At 41.5% G+C, this 17450-nt stretch carries 19 protein-coding genes and 1 pseudogene; 10 read left to right on the top strand and 10 right to left on the bottom strand.

What is annotated here, in order from left to right; genetic code table 11:
* Window positions 1-8 precede the first annotated feature (8 nt).
* The gene (gene queG / locus QLG00_RS10575) at window positions 9-1112 is read right to left on the bottom strand and encodes a tRNA epoxyqueuosine(34) reductase QueG (RefSeq protein WP_119025783.1); all 1104 of its coding nucleotides are present in this window, start codon (window positions 1110-1112) and stop codon (window positions 9-11) included.
* Between the two features lie 27 nt (window positions 1113-1139).
* On the opposite strand from queG, the gene QLG00_RS10580 reads away from it, so the two are divergent.
* Window positions 1140-2609 carry an NAD(P)H-hydrate dehydratase gene (locus tag QLG00_RS10580; protein ID WP_282470954.1) on the top strand — a complete coding sequence of 490 codons (1470 nt, stop codon included), beginning with the start codon at window positions 1140-1142 and terminating at the stop codon, window positions 2607-2609.
* A gap of 8 nt (window positions 2610-2617) precedes the next feature.
* Here QLG00_RS10580 and ruvC read toward each other — a convergent pair whose 3' ends face one another.
* Window positions 2618-3163, bottom strand: coding sequence for a crossover junction endodeoxyribonuclease RuvC (ruvC, locus tag QLG00_RS10585; protein WP_025095186.1), 546 nt, complete (start codon window positions 3161-3163; stop codon window positions 2618-2620).
* 126 nt (window positions 3164-3289) lie between these two features.
* On the opposite strand from ruvC, the gene QLG00_RS10590 reads away from it, so the two are divergent.
* Entirely contained in the window at window positions 3290-3859 is a 570-nt protein-coding gene (locus QLG00_RS10590) for an FxsA family protein (protein WP_025095185.1), read from the top strand.
* Window positions 3860-3896: 37 nt separating this feature from the next.
* On the opposite strand, the gene QLG00_RS10595 is transcribed toward QLG00_RS10590, so the two are convergent.
* Window positions 3897-4088 carry a hypothetical protein gene (locus QLG00_RS10595; protein ID WP_282470955.1) on the bottom strand — a complete coding sequence of 64 codons (192 nt, stop codon included), beginning with the start codon at window positions 4086-4088 and terminating at the stop codon, window positions 3897-3899.
* A gap of 232 nt (window positions 4089-4320) precedes the next feature.
* On the opposite strand from QLG00_RS10595, the gene QLG00_RS10600 reads away from it, so the two are divergent.
* Window positions 4321-4572 carry a hypothetical protein gene (locus tag QLG00_RS10600; RefSeq protein ID WP_004937217.1) on the top strand — a complete coding sequence of 84 codons (252 nt, stop codon included), beginning with the start codon at window positions 4321-4323 and terminating at the stop codon, window positions 4570-4572.
* A gap of 66 nt (window positions 4573-4638) precedes the next feature.
* Here QLG00_RS10600 and metK read toward each other — a convergent pair whose 3' ends face one another.
* Window positions 4639-5805, bottom strand: a complete 1167-nt coding sequence (gene metK / locus QLG00_RS10605) for a methionine adenosyltransferase (protein WP_004937219.1) — start codon at window positions 5803-5805, stop codon at window positions 4639-4641.
* Between the two features lie 530 nt (window positions 5806-6335).
* Between metK and tkt the strand changes: the two genes are divergently transcribed.
* The 5 genes and pseudogenes from tkt to aroC all read left to right on the top strand — a co-directional run bounded on the left by tkt (window position 6336) and on the right by aroC (window position 11828).
* Complete coding sequence (tkt, locus tag QLG00_RS10610; RefSeq protein WP_104124330.1) at window positions 6336-8318, top strand: transketolase; 1983 nt, start codon at window positions 6336-6338, stop codon at window positions 8316-8318.
* A gap of 296 nt (window positions 8319-8614) precedes the next feature.
* The gene (locus QLG00_RS10615; RefSeq protein ID WP_004937223.1) at window positions 8615-9196 is read left to right on the top strand and encodes a YceI family protein; all 582 of its coding nucleotides are present in this window, start codon (window positions 8615-8617) and stop codon (window positions 9194-9196) included.
* A 130-nt stretch (window positions 9197-9326) separates the two neighbouring features.
* Window positions 9327-9515: pseudogene (locus tag QLG00_RS10620) on the top strand (oxidoreductase); the annotation flags it as partial.
* Between the two features lie 198 nt (window positions 9516-9713).
* Window positions 9714-10724, top strand: coding sequence for a 50S ribosomal protein L3 N(5)-glutamine methyltransferase (gene prmB, locus QLG00_RS10625; protein ID WP_282470956.1), 1011 nt, complete (start codon window positions 9714-9716; stop codon window positions 10722-10724).
* 12 nt (window positions 10725-10736) lie between these two features.
* Entirely contained in the window at window positions 10737-11828 is a 1092-nt protein-coding gene (gene aroC, locus QLG00_RS10630) for a chorismate synthase (protein ID WP_004947003.1), read from the top strand.
* A 50-nt stretch (window positions 11829-11878) separates the two neighbouring features.
* Here aroC and QLG00_RS10635 read toward each other — a convergent pair whose 3' ends face one another.
* The 5 genes from QLG00_RS10635 to QLG00_RS10655 form a co-directional block, all read right to left on the bottom strand.
* A complete protein-coding gene (locus tag QLG00_RS10635; RefSeq protein ID WP_025095180.1) occupies window positions 11879-12367 on the bottom strand; it encodes a hypothetical protein in 489 nt (162 codons plus the stop codon).
* A 38-nt stretch (window positions 12368-12405) separates the two neighbouring features.
* Window positions 12406-13461 carry a linear amide C-N hydrolase gene (locus QLG00_RS10640; RefSeq protein WP_119689814.1) on the bottom strand — a complete coding sequence of 352 codons (1056 nt, stop codon included), beginning with the start codon at window positions 13459-13461 and terminating at the stop codon, window positions 12406-12408.
* 363 nt (window positions 13462-13824) lie between these two features.
* Window positions 13825-14139: an AzlD domain-containing protein gene (locus QLG00_RS10645; RefSeq protein ID WP_004937233.1), complete on the bottom strand. Its 315-nt coding sequence runs from the start codon at window positions 14137-14139 to the stop codon at window positions 13825-13827.
* Window positions 14136-14846 carry an AzlC family ABC transporter permease gene (locus QLG00_RS10650; protein ID WP_004947014.1) on the bottom strand — a complete coding sequence of 237 codons (711 nt, stop codon included), beginning with the start codon at window positions 14844-14846 and terminating at the stop codon, window positions 14136-14138. Before QLG00_RS10650 ends, QLG00_RS10645 begins: the two co-directional genes overlap by 4 nt.
* Before the next feature lie 73 nt (window positions 14847-14919).
* On the bottom strand, window positions 14920-15750 hold the full coding sequence (locus QLG00_RS10655; RefSeq protein WP_119689813.1) for an AraC family transcriptional regulator: 831 nt from the start codon (window positions 15748-15750) through the stop codon (window positions 14920-14922).
* 192 nt (window positions 15751-15942) lie between these two features.
* On the opposite strand from QLG00_RS10655, the gene QLG00_RS10660 reads away from it, so the two are divergent.
* Together QLG00_RS10660 and QLG00_RS10665 are read left to right on the top strand one after the other, a co-directional pair.
* Entirely contained in the window at window positions 15943-16170 is a 228-nt protein-coding gene (locus tag QLG00_RS10660; RefSeq protein ID WP_004937238.1) for a hypothetical protein, read from the top strand.
* Window positions 16171-16312: 142 nt separating this feature from the next.
* Entirely contained in the window at window positions 16313-16720 is a 408-nt protein-coding gene (locus QLG00_RS10665; RefSeq protein ID WP_119689812.1) for a GFA family protein, read from the top strand.
* Window positions 16721-16741: 21 nt separating this feature from the next.
* Here the strand turns inward: QLG00_RS10665 and QLG00_RS10670 are convergent, their stop codons facing one another.
* Window positions 16742-17437, bottom strand: coding sequence for a glutamine amidotransferase (locus QLG00_RS10670; RefSeq protein ID WP_119689811.1), 696 nt, complete (start codon window positions 17435-17437; stop codon window positions 16742-16744).
* Between the last annotated feature and the right edge of the window lie 13 nt (window positions 17438-17450).

The following is a 17450-nucleotide window of genomic DNA, read 5'->3' on the forward strand; positions in this document are numbered from 1 at the left end:
ATCATTTTTTAATGGATCTGGTATTGTTTTTTCAATTGTTGTTCAATTGCCCAATCAATATGAATTTGTACAATTTCATCATGCTGCTCGCGCGCCATTTTTAAGGCCTCGATGACTTCATCTGAGTAGGGTGCATTTCCCAACCCAATCGCAATATTGCGTTTAAATGATTGAAAGCCAGTTCGCCGAATTGGGCTACCTTCAGTATTTGCCAAAAATGTGGCCTCATCCCATGTCCATATTTCAAGTAGTGAAATATTATCTAATCCATGTCGCGGGTTGAAGTCCGGAATTGAAGCTATTTTTGCAAAACTGTTCCACGGGCAAATGAGCTGGCAATCGTCACATCCAAAAATACGATTACCAATACCAGCTCTTAATTCTTCAGCAATGATGCCTTTATATTCAATGGTTAAATAGGCAATACATTTGCGTGCATCCAGCATATACGGTTCGACAATCGCTTGGGTTGGACAAATATCGATACAGGCGGTACATGAGCCACAATGTGCTGTGGCAGGCTGATCAAAGGGCAATTCCAAAGAGGTAAATAGTTCACCTAGCACAAAAAAAGAGCCAGATTTTTTATGAATGAGTAGGGTGTGCTTGCCCGTCCAGCCCATTCCGGCACTCTCCGCCAGTGATTTTTCAAAAATTGGCGCAGAATCGGCAAATGGACGTGATTCAAACTCACCAACGCGCGCTTTAATGATTCCAGCCAATGTTTTGAGGCGCCCACGCATGACCTTATGATAATCGCGCCCGCGTGCATAACGCGCAATAATGGCCGAATTGGGTTGATCTGGTACATATCGAGGCTTAGGGCTTTCTACCAGATAATTCATGCGCACACAAATAATGCTTTTGGTACCCGGCAACAGTAGGGTTGGGTCGGCACGCTTATCGAGATTTTCTGCCAGATAATGCATATCGGCATGATAACCACGTTTTAAATACTCTTTAAAACGTGGCATTTGGTCTTGAGCATCTGGTTTAGCGATGACACAATCAGAAAAACCCAGCGCTAAGGCCTGCGATTTAATCCAGCTTTTGAGTTCTTCTGGATCATCTTGGGTGAGGGGAATGCTGCCATGCGGCTGATCAAGTGGCATAAATTAAAAAATAACGGAGAATTCAAAATGCATGCAGCAGTTTATCACAGCCAAGAGATCCGAGCATGGGAACAACGATGGTTCCAAAAGCAAAATTCATCGCTCGGGCTTATGCAACAGGTTGCATGGTCGATTTGCAATAAATTAGATCATTTCATTCAAAAAAATAGCCTAAGTGCTCGTAAAATCGCGGTTTGGTGTGGAATGGGGAATAACGCAGGTGATGGTTATTTTCTGGCGGCTTATCTTCAGCAAGCGGGTTATCAGGTTACTATTTTTGCTGCCCCGGCAGGTGAATCTCCAGATCTTGCGCAGGCCGTACAAATTGCGCGTAGGCATCAGCTTAATATTCATTCATCTTTCGATGTACCCGATGTATATGATTGTCATATCGATGCGCTATTTGGTCATGGTTTAAATCGTAACCTCGACTCAGACTGGCAGACGGTGATTAAGCATTTTAATCAGCTTTCGGGGTTTAAAGTGGCGCTTGATTTACCTAGTGGCTTAAATGCAAATACGGGGCAGTGCTTGCCTATAGCAATTAAAGCCGATATCACCTATACCGTGCTTGCCCACAAAATAGGACTGCATACAGGGCAAGGTTCTGAGTTCTCTGGACAAGTTGAACTGATTGACTTGCTTCCACCTGACGTTTCGTTGCAACCGACCGCACTTTTAAAATCTGCCAAGATCATATTGCCTAAACGCCAAGCCTTTGGACATAAAGGAACATATGGCCATGTACTGGTTGTTGGTGGCCATCGTGATATGGGCGGCGCGGTGATTATGGCTGCAGAAGCAGCCTTTCATGCTGGCGCCGGAAAAGTGACTGTGGTTTGTGATGCGACTCATCATGCTGCTATTTTGGCACGAGCGCCCAACATCATGATTAAAGACATTCAAGCTTTAACTTCAGATGAAATTCTGACTTTACTTCAGCAAATCGATTCGGTTTGTTTTGGTATGGGGCTTGGCCGTGATGAATGGTCAGAAAAACAGTTTATGAAATGGTGTCCTGTATTACTGAAACGCGCTGAATTACATCTAGTCATCGATGCCGACGCACTCTGGTTTTTAGCTGAACACAGTTTCACAGTTTCACAAAACGTATATCTCACCCCTCATGCTGGCGAGGCAGCGAGATTACTAAATACTTCTGCTAAAGAGATCGAACAAGATCGAGTGACTGCCATTGAGCAGCTTTATCAGCGATTTTCTGGACAATGGGTACTCAAAGGTGCTGGTAGTCTTGTTTTAGAACCAGATCAGCTCTGGATCTGTACAACTGGTAATGCCGGTATGGGCACGGCGGGTATGGGGGATGTATTGGCAGGTATGATTGCCAGCCTGAAAGCACAAGTCGATACGCATATTTCGTTATCGGATATTGTGACTTTACACGGACAGGCAGGTGATCGACTGGCGCAATCGGGCCAACGAGGGATTCAGGCGCACCAAATGCTTGATGCGATCTATCAGGTCGTTAATCCTTAGATTTCATTTTAACGACGCCGGCTACTGTATCTGCTGCGGCCTCTGGCCATACCGCCAAGTGCATTGAGCACTGCAAATTTACTCATATTGCCCGATGCATGGGCATGGCAAATTGCAGCAGCCAAGGCATCCGCAGCATCTGCTTGTGGTTTGATGGTTAAGCTCAAAATACGCATGACCATCATTTGCACTTGCTCTTTGTCGGCTGCGCCATATCCAACCACCGATTGTTTGATCTGACGTGCGGTATATTCAGCCACGTCTAGATCTAAATTGACCAATGCAGCAATCGCAGCGCCGCGTGCTTGACCGAGTTTTAAAGCAGAATCAGGGTTTTGTGCCATAAATACTTGCTCAACCGCAGCTTCGGTTGGGCCATGAAACTTTACAATGCGTTCAACGCCAGCAAAAATTCGTTTTAATCGCTCTGGCATTCCTTGGGTTTCGGTGCGAATCGTGCCGGCATCGATAAAACGTAGGTCATTTCCATTTTTTTCAATGATTCCATAACCGGTTAAACGCGAACCTGGATCAATTCCGATGATTAATGGCATAAAAGACTTTAAAAATAAAATAATGCCCATATTTTTACATAAGCGCATGAAAAAAGCTTGATTCTCTTTGAGTCGGTCTTGATACTGCATAAAACCTTTAATTTTTTGAGATAGACATAGTTTTAAATGAATTTACTTCTTATTGTTGTTCTTGGCGCGATTCTGGAAATTGCTGTATGGATTGGCATTGCTCAATTCATAAGCGGCTGGTACGTGTTTTTCTGGTTTATTATCGCTTTTTTCATTGGTTTGAACATGTTACGTTCAAGTGCATCCACCATCATGCCACAACTACAACAAATGCAGATGTCAGGTCAGCTTGGTAACGATCCAGCGGTCAGCAAGAAACTTGCAACGGCGATGGCTGGCTTTTTACTAATGATACCGGGTGTAATTTCCGATATTTTAGCGTTATTGATTTTAATTCCAGGGGTACAAACATTCTTCCGTAATGCCTTAATGAAAACGCTCGCTAAGCGTCAAGAAGCCATGATGAACAAAATGATGGGTGGCATGATGGGAGGTGCTGGCGGAGCGAATGGCCAAAACCCATTTGAAGATCTCATGCGTCAAATGCAAAATATGCAGAATCAGCAGGGTGGTGGATCTCCATTTCAAGATTCAAATGTAATTGATGGTGAAGCGCGCGAAGTGAAGCCAGATCAGAAACAAATCGAGCACAAAGATCAGAAATAAACGATTTTCTGAGTTGAAAAAAAGCTGAATGATATTTTCATTCAGCTTTTTTATTGTCATCAGTTTTATCAGAAGTCTCTTGATCTAATGTGAGGCTAGAAGCTTCAGTACCGTGATTGGGTTGATATTTGTTGGGAAGGAGCGCAGTTTGGCGATTTTCAGACTGCTGATAACCACGGCTGCGGTTCGCGCGCTCACGGAAACCACCTTTGTTAATAAGTTGAGCCATATGATGAGGTTAATTGCTACATGACATTTCACATTTTAACAGTTGAAACTTTTTTTCACTAGCCGTGCCAAAAATGTAACAATTTTGGCACTATTGAGTCATTTGATTGAAATGGTTTGCTGTTGAAATATCATACACATTGTCATAGTATGCAATTAAAGATCCATATTTGGTTCTTAATTATGCAAACGAAACTAGAAAAATAAATCAGCACTAAGACAGGGGGAAGCCCATGCTGTATCAATATCGTTGTGCGTGTTGTGACAAGGTCGTTGCATCAACAGACAAAGAATGTCCTCACTGTGGTTCGCATCATATCCGTAGTCCTTACGGGTGGTGGGTATTTTGCTTGGTGGGTTGTCTAGCCGTAGTGATGGTAGTTAAAACCTTTCATTTCTATGTTGAGGCGCAAGATGACACACCCAATCAGCATACTTTGCTGGACATTTTTAATCATGATAAACCGACTAAATCGAATCAATAACGCGTAATTAAAACCAAAAAAATGTCCGACTTGTGTCGGACATTTTTTTAATCAATTGCTTAGCAATTAAAGGCCAGATGCATCTTTGAGCACTTGTACTTTATCTGTTTTTTCCCAAGTGAAGGCAGTATCTGATCCTTCGCGACCAAAATGGCCGTAAGCAGCAGTTTGCTTATACATCGGTTGAAGCAGGTTAAGCATACGGGTAATACCAAATGGACGAAGGTCGAAGTGTTCGCGCACCAAGGCCACGATCAATTCGTCATCTACTTTTCCAGTATTAAACGTATTGATTGAAATCGAAGTTGGCTCAGCCACACCAATCGCGTAACTTACCTGAATTTCACATTTGTCTGCCAAGCCAGCCGCGACAATATTTTTTGCCACATAGCGCCCTGCATAAGCAGCAGAACGGTCAACTTTCGATGGATCTTTACCAGAGAATGCACCACCACCGTGACGTGCCATACCGCCGTAAGTATCTACAATGATTTTACGACCTGTTAAGCCACAGTCACCCACTGGGCCACCAATCACAAACAAACCCGTTGGATTAATGTGGAATTTAGTTGCGGCATGGAACATGTCTGCTGGAATAACTGGCTTGATAATTTCTTCAATAATGGCTTCTTTTAGCTGTGCTTGAGAAATTTCAGGATCGTGTTGAGTCGATAAAACAACCGCATCCAAACGCACAGGTTTGCCATTTTCATAAGCGAATGTGACTTGGCTTTTTGCATCTGGTCGTAACCATGGCAAAACACCAGAGCGACGAAGCTCGGCTTGACGTTCCATTAAGCGATGCGCATAAGAGATTGGTGCAGGCATAAGCACGTCAGTTTCACGGCTTGCATAACCAAACATCAAACCTTGGTCGCCAGCGCCTTGATCTTCAGGTTTCTGACGATCTACACCTTGTGCAATTTCAGGTGATTGCTTGCCGATCATGTTAATGACCGCACAGGTTGAACCATCAAATCCGAGATCAGAGTGATGGTAGCCAATACCGTTTACGGTTTGACGAACGATCGCTTCAAAATCAACATTCGCTGTTGTGGTAATTTCACCAGCCAGAACCACAGCACCTGTTTTTACGAGTGTTTCACAAGCAACCCGTGCGTATGGGTCTTCTTTTAAGATCGCATCCAAAATAGCATCACTGATCTGATCTGCCATTTTATCGGGATGACCTTCGCTTACAGATTCCGAAGTAAAAACAGCGTACTCGCGCATGAAAGTCCTATCACAGTTAATTCAAAAGACGGGATATGTTACATCGACTTAGACTTCAGGACTAGCTTAAGCTGACTAAAATCAATGAATTTATTTCAATTCATATAAATTTTAATTTATATCAATAGAACTTATAAAGCATAGTGTTTTGTCTAAGTTTCAGTTATACAATAATCAATCTCAGATGAAATTTATGTGAAATCATCCGATTCTTTTCACCGAAGTGTATTAAATCGAAAACTCTATAACTGATTGAAGCTAACAAAGATGTATATAAAGATGAATCAAATTCACTTTCAACAAGATTGAGTGCTTAAATTTATTGCCTTTAGATTCGTTCATCAGATTTGAGCAATTTAAAAATCATCGAGAATCAGTTAATTTTTAGACATTTTGTGCCTGAATTCAAAAAAACAAACATGAAACGTCACTCTAGGCTTTACCCATTCAGTTTTTTTTAAGACAATACTCACAGTTTGAATTCTGATTCATTTCTTCTTCCTTATCAGCTTTAATTTGGATACTGACCTATGACGACCCCTTTAAACGAACGTCGTATTGCAAACGCAATTCGTGTATTGGCTATGGATGCTGTGCAACAAGCAAACTCAGGGCATCCTGGTGCACCAATGGGGATGGCAGATATTGCTGATGTGGTGTGGCGTGAATTTTTAAACCATAATCCAGCAAACCCGCAATGGGCCAACCGCGACCGTTTTGTACTGTCTAACGGTCATGGATCAATGCTGCATTATGCGTTGTTGCATTTAACTGGTTATGATCTTTCAATTGACGATTTAAAACAGTTCCGTCAGCTTCATTCAAAAACACCGGGTCACCCAGAATATGGTTATGCACCAGGTATCGAAACAACAACAGGTCCTTTAGGTCAGGGCATTGCAAATGCTGTTGGTTTCGCACTGGCTGAAAAAACACTAGCCGCTCAGTTCAATAAAGACGACTTAACAGTCGTTGATCATTTCACTTATTGCTTCTTGGGCGATGGCTGTTTGATGGAAGGCATTTCACATGAAGTGTGTTCATTGGCGGGTACATTAGGTCTAGGCAAACTCATTGCTTACTATGACGACAATGGCATCTCGATTGATGGTGAGGTTGAAGGTTGGTTCAGTGATGATACTGAGCAACGTTTTAAGGCTTACGGTTGGCAAGTTCTTCGTGTAGATGGTCATGATGCCGCTGCAATTCGTCAGGCAACGATTGAAGCAAAAGCAGAAACTACTAAACCAACTTTAATTATCTGTAAGACAATTATTGGTTTAGGTTCTCCAAACAAGCAAGGTAAAGAAGACTGTCACGGTGCGCCATTGGGTGCAGAAGAAATCAAACTTACCCGTGAAGCACTGGGTTGGAGCGATGAAGCATTTGTTATTCCGCAAGATATTTATGCCGCTTGGAATGCCAATGAAAAAGGTCAAACTTCTGAAGCTGCATGGAATGATGTATTTGCCGCATATCAAGCAAAATATCCAACTGAAGCAGCAGAATTATTGCGCCGTGTAAATGGTGACTTGCCAGCAGACTTTACTGCACAAGCCGATGCATTTATTGCGCAGGTGAATGAGAAAGCAGAAACAATTGCAACCCGTAAAGCGAGCCAGAACACCTTGCAAGCGTTTGGTCCGTTATTGCCAGAAATGCTAGGCGGTTCAGCAGATTTGGCAGGTTCTAACCTGACACTTTGGAAAGGGTGTGAAGGTGTGCAGGACAACCCGGCAGGAAACTACGTTTACTATGGCGTACGTGAATTCGGTATGACAGCCATTGCTAACGGTGTTGCGCTGCACGGTGGTTTTGTTCCTTATGTTGCAACGTTCCTGATGTTTATGGAATACGCGCGTAATGCTGTACGTATGTCTGCATTAATGAAGCAACGTGTGATTCATGTATATACCCACGATTCAATTGGTTTGGGTGAAGATGGTCCAACACATCAGCCAATCGAGCAAATCGCGTCTCTTCGTGGTACGCCAAACCTCAATACATGGCGTCCTGCTGATACAGTTGAAACAGCAATTGCATGGAAATCTGCGCTTGAGCGTAAAGATGGTCCAACCGCATTGATCTTGTCTCGTCAAAACTTGCCATTCCAGTCACGTTCTGAAGCACAAATTCAAGATGCTGCGAAAGGCGGTTATGTATTGGCACAAGAAAAAGGCGAATTGAAAGCGATCATTATTGCAACAGGTTCTGAAGTATCTATCGCGATGGATGCCTACGCACAGCTTGAAGGCGTTCGTGTGGTATCTATGCCTTGCGCAGAGTTGTTCATGACTCAAGATGCAGCATATCGTGAAGCGGTATTGCCTGCGAGCATTCGTGCTCGTGTTGCGATTGAAGCGGCGCATGTCGATTACTGGTGGAAGTTCGTAGGTCTAGACGGTAAAGTGATCGGAATGACCACTTATGGTGAATCTGCACCTGCAAAAGATTTGTTCCAGCACTTTGGTATTACTAGCCAAGCTGTAATTGAAGCGGTACAAAGCTACTAAGTTTTAGCGCTTTAAAAGAAAGGCCCTTGTTTGCAAGGGCTTTTTTTTGCCTGTAATTGTGATCGATTGAATCAATAATGTAGCTTTTTGTCTTTTAAAATAAGATAAATTCTTTAGAGCAACTTTTATTACATCCTCTAAATGTATAATTTAAATAAATAAAATTCAAAATTATTAAGAAAAATTAAATTTAAAGTGTGGTGTTTCATCCATGCAACATATCGTTTTATAAATCAGAATGATTTAAATTGTTGAATGTATAGACTAAATAACATGATTTAAAAGGAAAACATCGAATGAAACTTCAATCATTATCTTTAGGTTTGGCGGTTGCGATCAGCAGTACATTGGCACTCGCAGCGCCAGTAGACTACAAAATTGATCCAACGCATACAGCAACCGTATTTAGCTGGAACCATTTTGGTTTTTCAACACCAAGCGCGAACTTCAGTGACATCCAAGGTGTCATTAAAGTCGATAACGCTAAACCTGCGAACTCATCGGTAGACGTGACGATTCCAGTCAGTAGCGTAAATACCAATGTGCCAGCTCTAGATAAAGAATTCCAGCAAGAAGGCTGGTTTAATGCAGCCAAGTATCCAAACATTACCTTCAAAAGTACTAAAGTTGAAACCAAAGACAAAAAACACTTCAAAATTACAGGTAATTTAACCGTTAAAGGCATTACCAAACCTGTGGTGCTTGATGCTGTACTTAATAAACAAGGTGAGCACCCAATGGCAAAAGTTCCAGCGATTGGCTTTAATGCAACCACTTCGTTTAACCGCTCAGAATTCGGTATCGGCAACTACGTACCAAACGTAGGTGATAAGATCACAGTCAACATCACCACTGAAGCAACTGCTGCTAAAAAATAAGTAATGACACAATAAATCATTCAAAAAGAGATGCTGCGGTGTCTCTTTTTTTATTGTGATTAAATTTGAATTTGTAAAGATCTGATTTTGTTATCAATCTCTCTTCTGTAGCAGGCATTAGGTTTTCTGTCCGTATGCAATTGAAAGTAAGCGAAGATTTGGAAGTTCCAATGATCAAAGCGCAGAAACTGTGAAAGAATTTTATAAAATGGCAATTCCTTTCGACAGTGTTGCACGTGTAATTGCCTATGCAATTGAACAACCTAAAGATGTCGATATCAATGAAATTGTGCTACGTCCAACACAACAAGATTTTTAATGCTATTTAGTTTTATAAAAAATAAAAGCCTACTCATGATGAATGGGCTTTTGAATCTTTAACACAGAATGATTTGAATGACATGATCGCACCTCGTGATCACAGTTCCTTTAAATGCATACCATCTTGATCTTATAAAGCTTGGCAAAACAAGGTATGATAACGCGTTTTGCATAACAACCTTTTGGAGATCCCTGAGTGGAGCGACCGACAATCAGCCCTGAACATTTACAGGAAGCAGCAGAAAGTTTAAGCACAATTCGTGATTTTATTCGTTTTGGTGTGACTGCATTACGTCAATATGATGCTCATTTAGGACAAGGGACAGAAGATTATTTTGCTGAAAGCTCAGCATTGGTATTGCAAACGTTGTCACTTGAATGGGCGGCAGACTCAGAAATTCTAGATGCCAAATTGCTGCCAAGTGAAAAAGCCGAATTTTTGAGTTTACTCGAACGCCGTATCAATGAGCGTACGCCAACGTCATATTTGCTGAATCTTGCTTATTTTGCCAACAAACCGTTTTATGTTGATGAGCGTGTTTTAATTCCTCGCTCACCAGTAGCAGAGCTGATTGAACAACGTTTTGCGCCTTATTGCCTTGATGAAAATGGTCAAATGCGAGAGGCACAAAACAATCTGCCTGAAAATGCTGCGCCAAAAACACCGCATCGAATTCTAGATATGTGTACAGGTTCAGGATGTATCGCGGTTGCATTGGGTTATGCTTATCCAGATGCAGAAGTAGATGCAACAGATATTTCAAAAGAAGCACTTGAAGTGGCTGCGCTAAACGTTGAACATCACAATAAGCAATATCAAATTGCACTTATGGAGTCGGATCTTTTCGCAAAAATTCCTGCAGAAAATCAGTACGATTTGATTGTCAGCAACCCGCCTTATGTTGACGCTGAAGATATGGCTGACTTACCAGAAGAGTTTTTACATGAGCCTGAACTGGCTTTGGCAGCAGGTCAGGATGGACTAGATTTGGTGCGTAAAATGCTCGCGCAAGCGGCTGATTACTTAAGCGAAAATGGTCTGATTGTGATTGAGGTGGGTAATTCTGAGTGGGCGATGCGTCAAAACTTTAATACGGTCGATTTCCACTGGTTAACATTCCAAAAAGGTGGTTCGGGAATCTTTGCATTGACTGCTGAACAGTGCCGTCGTCATCAGAAATTATTTCAAGCATCATTAGAGAGATAAGGAAGGAACGTTATGGCAGGGAATAGTATTGGACAGCTGTTTCGAGTCACCACCTGTGGGGAATCGCATGGCGTCGGCTTGATGGCAATTGTAGATGGTGTTCCGCCGGGTCTTGAACTTTCTGAAGCGGATTTACAACAGGATCTTGATCGACGTAAACCGGGTACCTCAAAGTTTGCAACACAGCGCAAAGAGCCCGATCAGGTTAAAATTATTTCGGGTGTGTTTGAAGGTAAAACTACGGGTACATCGATTGGTCTATACATTGAAAATACGGATCAAAAGTCGAAAGATTACGGCAATATTGCGCAAACTTTCCGTCCTGGACATGCCGATTATACCTATACGCAAAAGTATGGTTTTCGCGATTATCGCGGTGGCGGACGCTCAAGTGCACGTGAAACGGCCATGCGTGTCGCTGCTGGCGCGATTGCGAAAAAGTTTCTTGCAGAGAAGTTTGGTATTGTCATTCGCGGGCACGTAACACAAATCGGAACTGAAGTAACAGAAAAACTCGACTGGAATGAAGTTTCTCAAAATCCATTTTTTTGTGGTGATGTTGATGCCGTTCCACGTTTTGAAGCTTTAGTTACGTCTTTACGTGAACAAGGTACAAGTTGTGGCGCCAAACTCGAAATCGTAGCAGAAAATGTTCCAGTTGGTTGGGGGGAACCTGTATTTGATCGACTCGATGCCGATATTGCACATGCGATGATGAGCATTAATGCAGTAAAAGGGGTTGAAATTGGCGACGGTTTTGCTGTTGCTGGCCAGTTTGGGCATGAAACCCGTGATGAGTTGAGCGCTGATGGGTTCTTGGCGAATCATGCAGGGGGTATTTTAGGCGGAATTTCAAGCGGTCAGGATATTCGCGTTGCGATTGCCTTGAAGCCAACTGCGAGTATCACTACGCCGGGTAAAACCATTAATATCGATCGTGAAAATATCGATGTTTTAACCAAAGGTCGCCATGATCCGTGTGTCGGAGTTCGGGCAACGCCAATTGCAGAAGCAATGCTTGCGATTGTGTTGATGGATCATTTTATGCGCCATCGTGCACAAAACGCAGATGTGATTCCGCCTTTTGAGCCAATCGCGCCTTAAGACGCTACTTTAGAAAACACCTCACACCATCGATGGCGTGAGGTGTTTTTTTATGACTTGTTATACACTTCGATAAAGTTTTTATAGGCGCTTGATTGTTGTCCATCTTTATACATGGCACGTTTGATTGGACCATGATCGGTATTGATTTGTACTTCAATCGATTTTGCGTTTTTAAATTCAGATAAAAAGCTACTTGGTACCACAATATAGTTACTCGAACGTCTAGGCTCTAAACGATTCACATAACGTAAGACGGTAGGCTGTTTGGGTTTGTAAGATAAATGTTTACCATCAACAATAAAAGTCACCTTTTTGATGTCGTAATACAAATACGAGCTATTGAGGCGAACATCGATTCTTAATTGGCTCTTATTTTCCGGATTCCAGCGTGCACTCATAATTGGGCACTGTTCGGTCGGTTGACACAAAAGCAGTCCCGCCGTTGCCACATCATCCGGTGGAGCCGTATCTTGAGGAACAGTTGCACAACCATGCAATAAAAAGAGTGCTGTACACCACCCAAAAATTCTTTTCATGTTTTTCCTCGTTCATCCAATTTTGAGAAACTTTCGACTTAATCGTCTTTACCTAAAAAATGAAATGGGGTTGATGCTTTAAACTGACTGGTTGCATCTCCCGCATAGACATTTTCCTGATTTTTTCCTAAATTCAGTTTCTTTGTTATACCATCTTTAAAGTTAATCTTTTTTAAATCTATCCAAAAAATATTGGGTGAAAGAGCCGATTCAAAAAAGTACATTTTATGTTTATGGTCAACCACTGTTCGCCATCGGGTCGATGAAATATTAGGTTCTTCTTCAGTATTTAAGCCATAAGGAACAGATACGTTTCGAATCACGCCAAATACAGAAGCAAGACTAGCTTTTGGATCTTCAGTTTTGGGAATGGCATTGATATAAAACGATGCCCGAGCAAATCGGTCAGCTGCTCGATTGGTTCCCGGTAAAAATGTTGTTCCCCCTATTTTTTTCCAATATTCATTTAAGGCAAGCTGCTCTTCAAAAATAGGGGAATTGGTCATCACCTGATAAGTCTTACTATGATGAATCACTTGCTTGCCATTAATATATTCAACAATAGCGCTGTCGCCCGTGGCATCGGAAAGTGACAAATGTAAGGTAGTTAGTCTTTGTTCTCCGGGAACTGCATCACTGACAATAATAAACGGCTCTTTTTCTAAAGCTGTAACCGCTTCATTTACGGTTGCAAAATTATCGAGCGCATATTGTGCCCACGCGGCAATGGTTAATTTAGGCTTGTTCGAGGTTTTTTCGTCTGGATATTGTGATTCCACCAGCCACAATAGATTGGCGTTGAGTCCTGCTTCGTTGACACCGTCTGTGGTTGCAACATCATAACCAGTAGCAACAACGCTTCCGTATTTAGACGTCCACTGGATGGAGTTTTTACCTGAATTGCCACTGCGTTTGATACCGCTAGGTAGAATCCACAGATTGGTACCTACATCACTTTTCCAATCCATGGATCGGGCAGTGAGAATATTCTGATTATTACCTTGATATACCACACGAGTACACGCCTGAGCAGTGTAAGATAAAAGAAAGGTCGAAGATGCAATAATAGAACTCAAAAGTATGTGCTTAAACATAATTTTGTCCTTTAATTCAAACTATAATTTTTAGAATGCGTTAATTTTCAATTAAAATTTAATGTACGATCTGCGTTTAATTACGCAGTCTGTTGTCCTGAATGTACTCGATTTAGGCAATAAAAACGAGTTTAATTACAAAAAGTAAGTTTTTAATTCACTTGGGCTGCATGAGTTCAACTTATTGGCCATCGACTATGATATTTGTCACTAAAATTTAGCCTGTATTAGCATGTCGGATAAGCTACACATCTTGCGCATCCTCATTGATTCGATATGATAAGAATTTCGATATGATGAGAATATTGAACAAACCGACACGGAAAAACATACGCCCAAGTCAGCGTTTTAACTAGAACCAAATCAGGCCATTAAATACACCAGAAGATAAAAACTGCTCAGGCTTATACAGATTGTGGCTAGCGTATGTCGAATAACATAGGCAACCAATATGGTAATCAGTGTGGCAATAAAGTAGGGGTTTATAATGTGCTCTCGAAAGACATGATTATCCATCAGAATAATCGGAACGCAAATCGATGAAAGAATGCAAGGTGCAGAATAGCGCAAGGCACGATTAAGCCAGTCGGGAATTTTGATCGGAAAACGAGGTTCTAAAAAAATATAACGATTTAAAAAGACAATTCCCGCCAGTAAAAGCATAAATGTCCATGTCATTCTTTTTTCTCCTTAGATTCAGACCATGCCGCTACGCACATCCCAATCAGTGCAGCAATTAATCCACCCATCAAGATATTTAAATATAGGCTTAGTGCTGTCAGAACAAGCGTGGTGATCACCCCGATCAGAGCATGTCGGTTTTGAATCAGAGGCACAATAATGGCTATAAACGTTGCAACAATAGAAAAATCCAGATGCATGTGTTCAAGTTGTGAAAATGATGAGGTCAGTAGAACACCAAAAAAACTAAACACAAGCCAGCAGAGATAAAACCAGATTCCTGCACCGAGTAGTACACGATAGTTGTAATGTGGTTGAGTGCTACTGATTGCAAAGAGCTCATCGGTTAAAACAAATCCCAATAATACACGTTTGCCGAAAGATTCATTTTTCACAGATGAACGTAAGTTGAGCGCGTATAGGTAATGTTGTGAGGTGATCAGAAATACAGACAAAACAATACTAATGAGTGGAGCGCCCGCCATGATCATACCAAGTGAAACCAACTGAGCTGCACCAGCAAATACAAAAGCAGACATCCCGATGGCTTGAGCAGGGGAAAGTCCAGCCTGAATCGCCATCGAACCGGCCAGTAATCCCCATGGCAAAACAGCAATGCACAAGGGAGTAATTTTTAAGGCGCCCGTAACTAAATCACGTATATGGGCCAAGTTAAAATAATTCGATATTACATTATTCATCATGATTGGATTTTACATCTCAAAATAACAGTACGATTTTAGCCACCTAAAATTGATCTTGATTGCATAAACTTGCTTATTTTAAACTTCGAATATAACCGCCGGGTGTGATACCGAGTGCATTTTTAAAATGTCGCGTGAAATGACTTTGATCTGAAAAACCGCAACGTTGCGAGACATCTGAAATCGTCAAATCTTCACGTAATAATTTTTGTGCTTTCATAATACGACATTGAACAAGCCACGCATGCGGAGAAAAACCTACATGTTTTTTAAATTGTCTTAAAAAATGCCACTGGCTTAAATGCGCAAAGCCTGCAAGTTCACCCAGTGAAAAATCATGTTCGGGATGTGTTGCGATCATTTCTTTGCTTGTAAGTATTTTGCTTTTGGCATCACTTAAGCTCAACAATGACGGCTTTGTTTGACTATAGCGTGTAGTCAACCAAGCCATGGTAGATAGAAAAAGCGTTTCTTTAAGTAAAATATTCTGTGGCTGCTCAAGAAGATCAAATAATAATCTGAGTTGCTGGGCAAGACCTTCATCATGAACCACAGCATGCGTAAACCAAGGAATGAAACGCTGGGTAGAAACCAAATCCTGAGTAAGACGGCTCAATAGTTCAGGGGTTGGATAAATTGCTCGATAGCGCCAACCAGTTTCAACAGCCGAAGAGCCTGTATGAATTTCATCTGGATTGACTAAAATAATATCGCCTTTGGGCGCAACATGGTGAGCACCAGTACGGAAAAAACGCTGCGCACCTTCTTCAATTACACCAATACAAAAGCCTTCATGAACATGACGAGAAAATGTTTGCTGATAGTATTGTGCGCTCAGCATTTCTAATCCACCTAACTCCTTAAGATGCAGATAATGAACCTGTTCACGCGGTCTTCGGGACATAATAAACTTACCTGTAACGCATGCTGTAGAGAATGATAAAACGTGATAGTGGTTTATAGAACAAAATTGCTGCTTTTCAGTTTAAATTTCCAGTAAAAAATGATCATGTAGTCGTTAATTTTTTAAAATTAATCAAAGTGTAAAGAAATCTAAGTACTTTAAATAAGTATCAAGGCTGAAAGAATAGATCTGATGAAAAAAGCAAATGTTGCATATCTTGATCAATTAATTGAAGATTTTAAACATAATGGGGAAAAGCCATCCAAGATTGTGATTGGATATAAAATCTATTCGGAGTTGATGAATGATACAACTTTTTCTAATGAGGTTTTGCACTCAGCACTCGATGCCAGTAAGCGTAAATACAAAAAGCTCAAGATTAAAATTAGCCAAGATGAATTTCAGCTCAAAATTGAATAGCGACGCTGGCTGCAATTAAGCTGAGTATTAAAAGCGCATAAGTGTTTACAAAATCTAAAGCATCACAGTGCAATATTTAGCCATGTGATGTTTTTTTTTCGATAGTATAAAAACCGACTCAAACAAATAAGGAAAATAAGAAATGTTAGGCGCTTGTTTGTGTGGTGCAGTGCAGATTGACGTTGAGGTCAATTCTGAGGAAATTACAGTGTGTCATTGCGGCATGTGTAGAACATGGGGAGGAGGTCCAGCTTTGACGGTTGAATCGACTCAAAAAATCAAGCTTACTGGACAGCAATTTGTTCGAAAATATGACTCATCGGAATGGGCGGCACGATATTTTTGCCAGCAGTGCGGCACCAATTTGTTTTATAGGCTGAACGAACGAGAGTATTACAGCATTAATGCCGAATTATTCGATTTAGCTTCCAATGCCAAAATCCATCTTGAGATTTATGCCGATCACAAGCCAGATTATTATCAATTTCTAACGAAGTCACCTCAAATGACCGAGCAGCAAGTGATCGATCAATTTTCCAGTGACGAATAAAAGATCAGAAATAAAGCTGACTTATACCAAATTGAGCTGCTTGAGATAATCCAAGAGAATCGAACGTGCCACGTGAGATAAATCTTGAGCATAGCGTGCGGTATCGGCGCGAAGCGCTTGAACTGAAAAATTTCCTTGTCGAAGCTCAGTTGTATGCCCGATGAGCCAGCGTTCAAAGTTATCACCACACACTTCCAAATGAAACTGTAAAGCAAGTACATTCGTTCCACATGAAAATGCCTGATGCGGATAATGTTCTGAACTTGCCAGCAGCGTCGCTGACGTAGGTAAATCAAAGGTATCACCGTGCCAGTGTAAAACCGGTTGATCGATCAGCCCTTGTAATGGGTTCTCTGATGTGGCCTTGATGTCTAACGTACTCCATCCAATTTCTTTGTGCTCTCCAGCATAAACTTTGGCACCGAGTGCTTTTGCAATAAGCTGAGCACCCAAGCAAATTCCAATCGTCGGCTTATTCGCCGCTAAGCGCGCTTTAAGAAGTGCCGTTTCTTGTTTTAAAAATGGATAGTCGGCTTCTTCATACACACCGATTGGACCACCTAAAATGACGGTAAGGCCATCATGCTCAAAGGCAGGCTTGAGGTCATCTACACCTGCTTCAAAATAACGCACCCTAAAACCGAGCTCATAAAAAAGATCTTCAAGTGAGCCGAGATCTTCAAAGGCCAAATGTTGAACTGCATAAATAGTTTTCATGGCGTAAATTACA

It is taken from the genome of Acinetobacter sp. V89_7 (assembly GCF_029967895.1).
Taxonomy (GTDB): Bacteria; Pseudomonadota; Gammaproteobacteria; order Pseudomonadales; family Moraxellaceae; genus Acinetobacter; species Acinetobacter soli.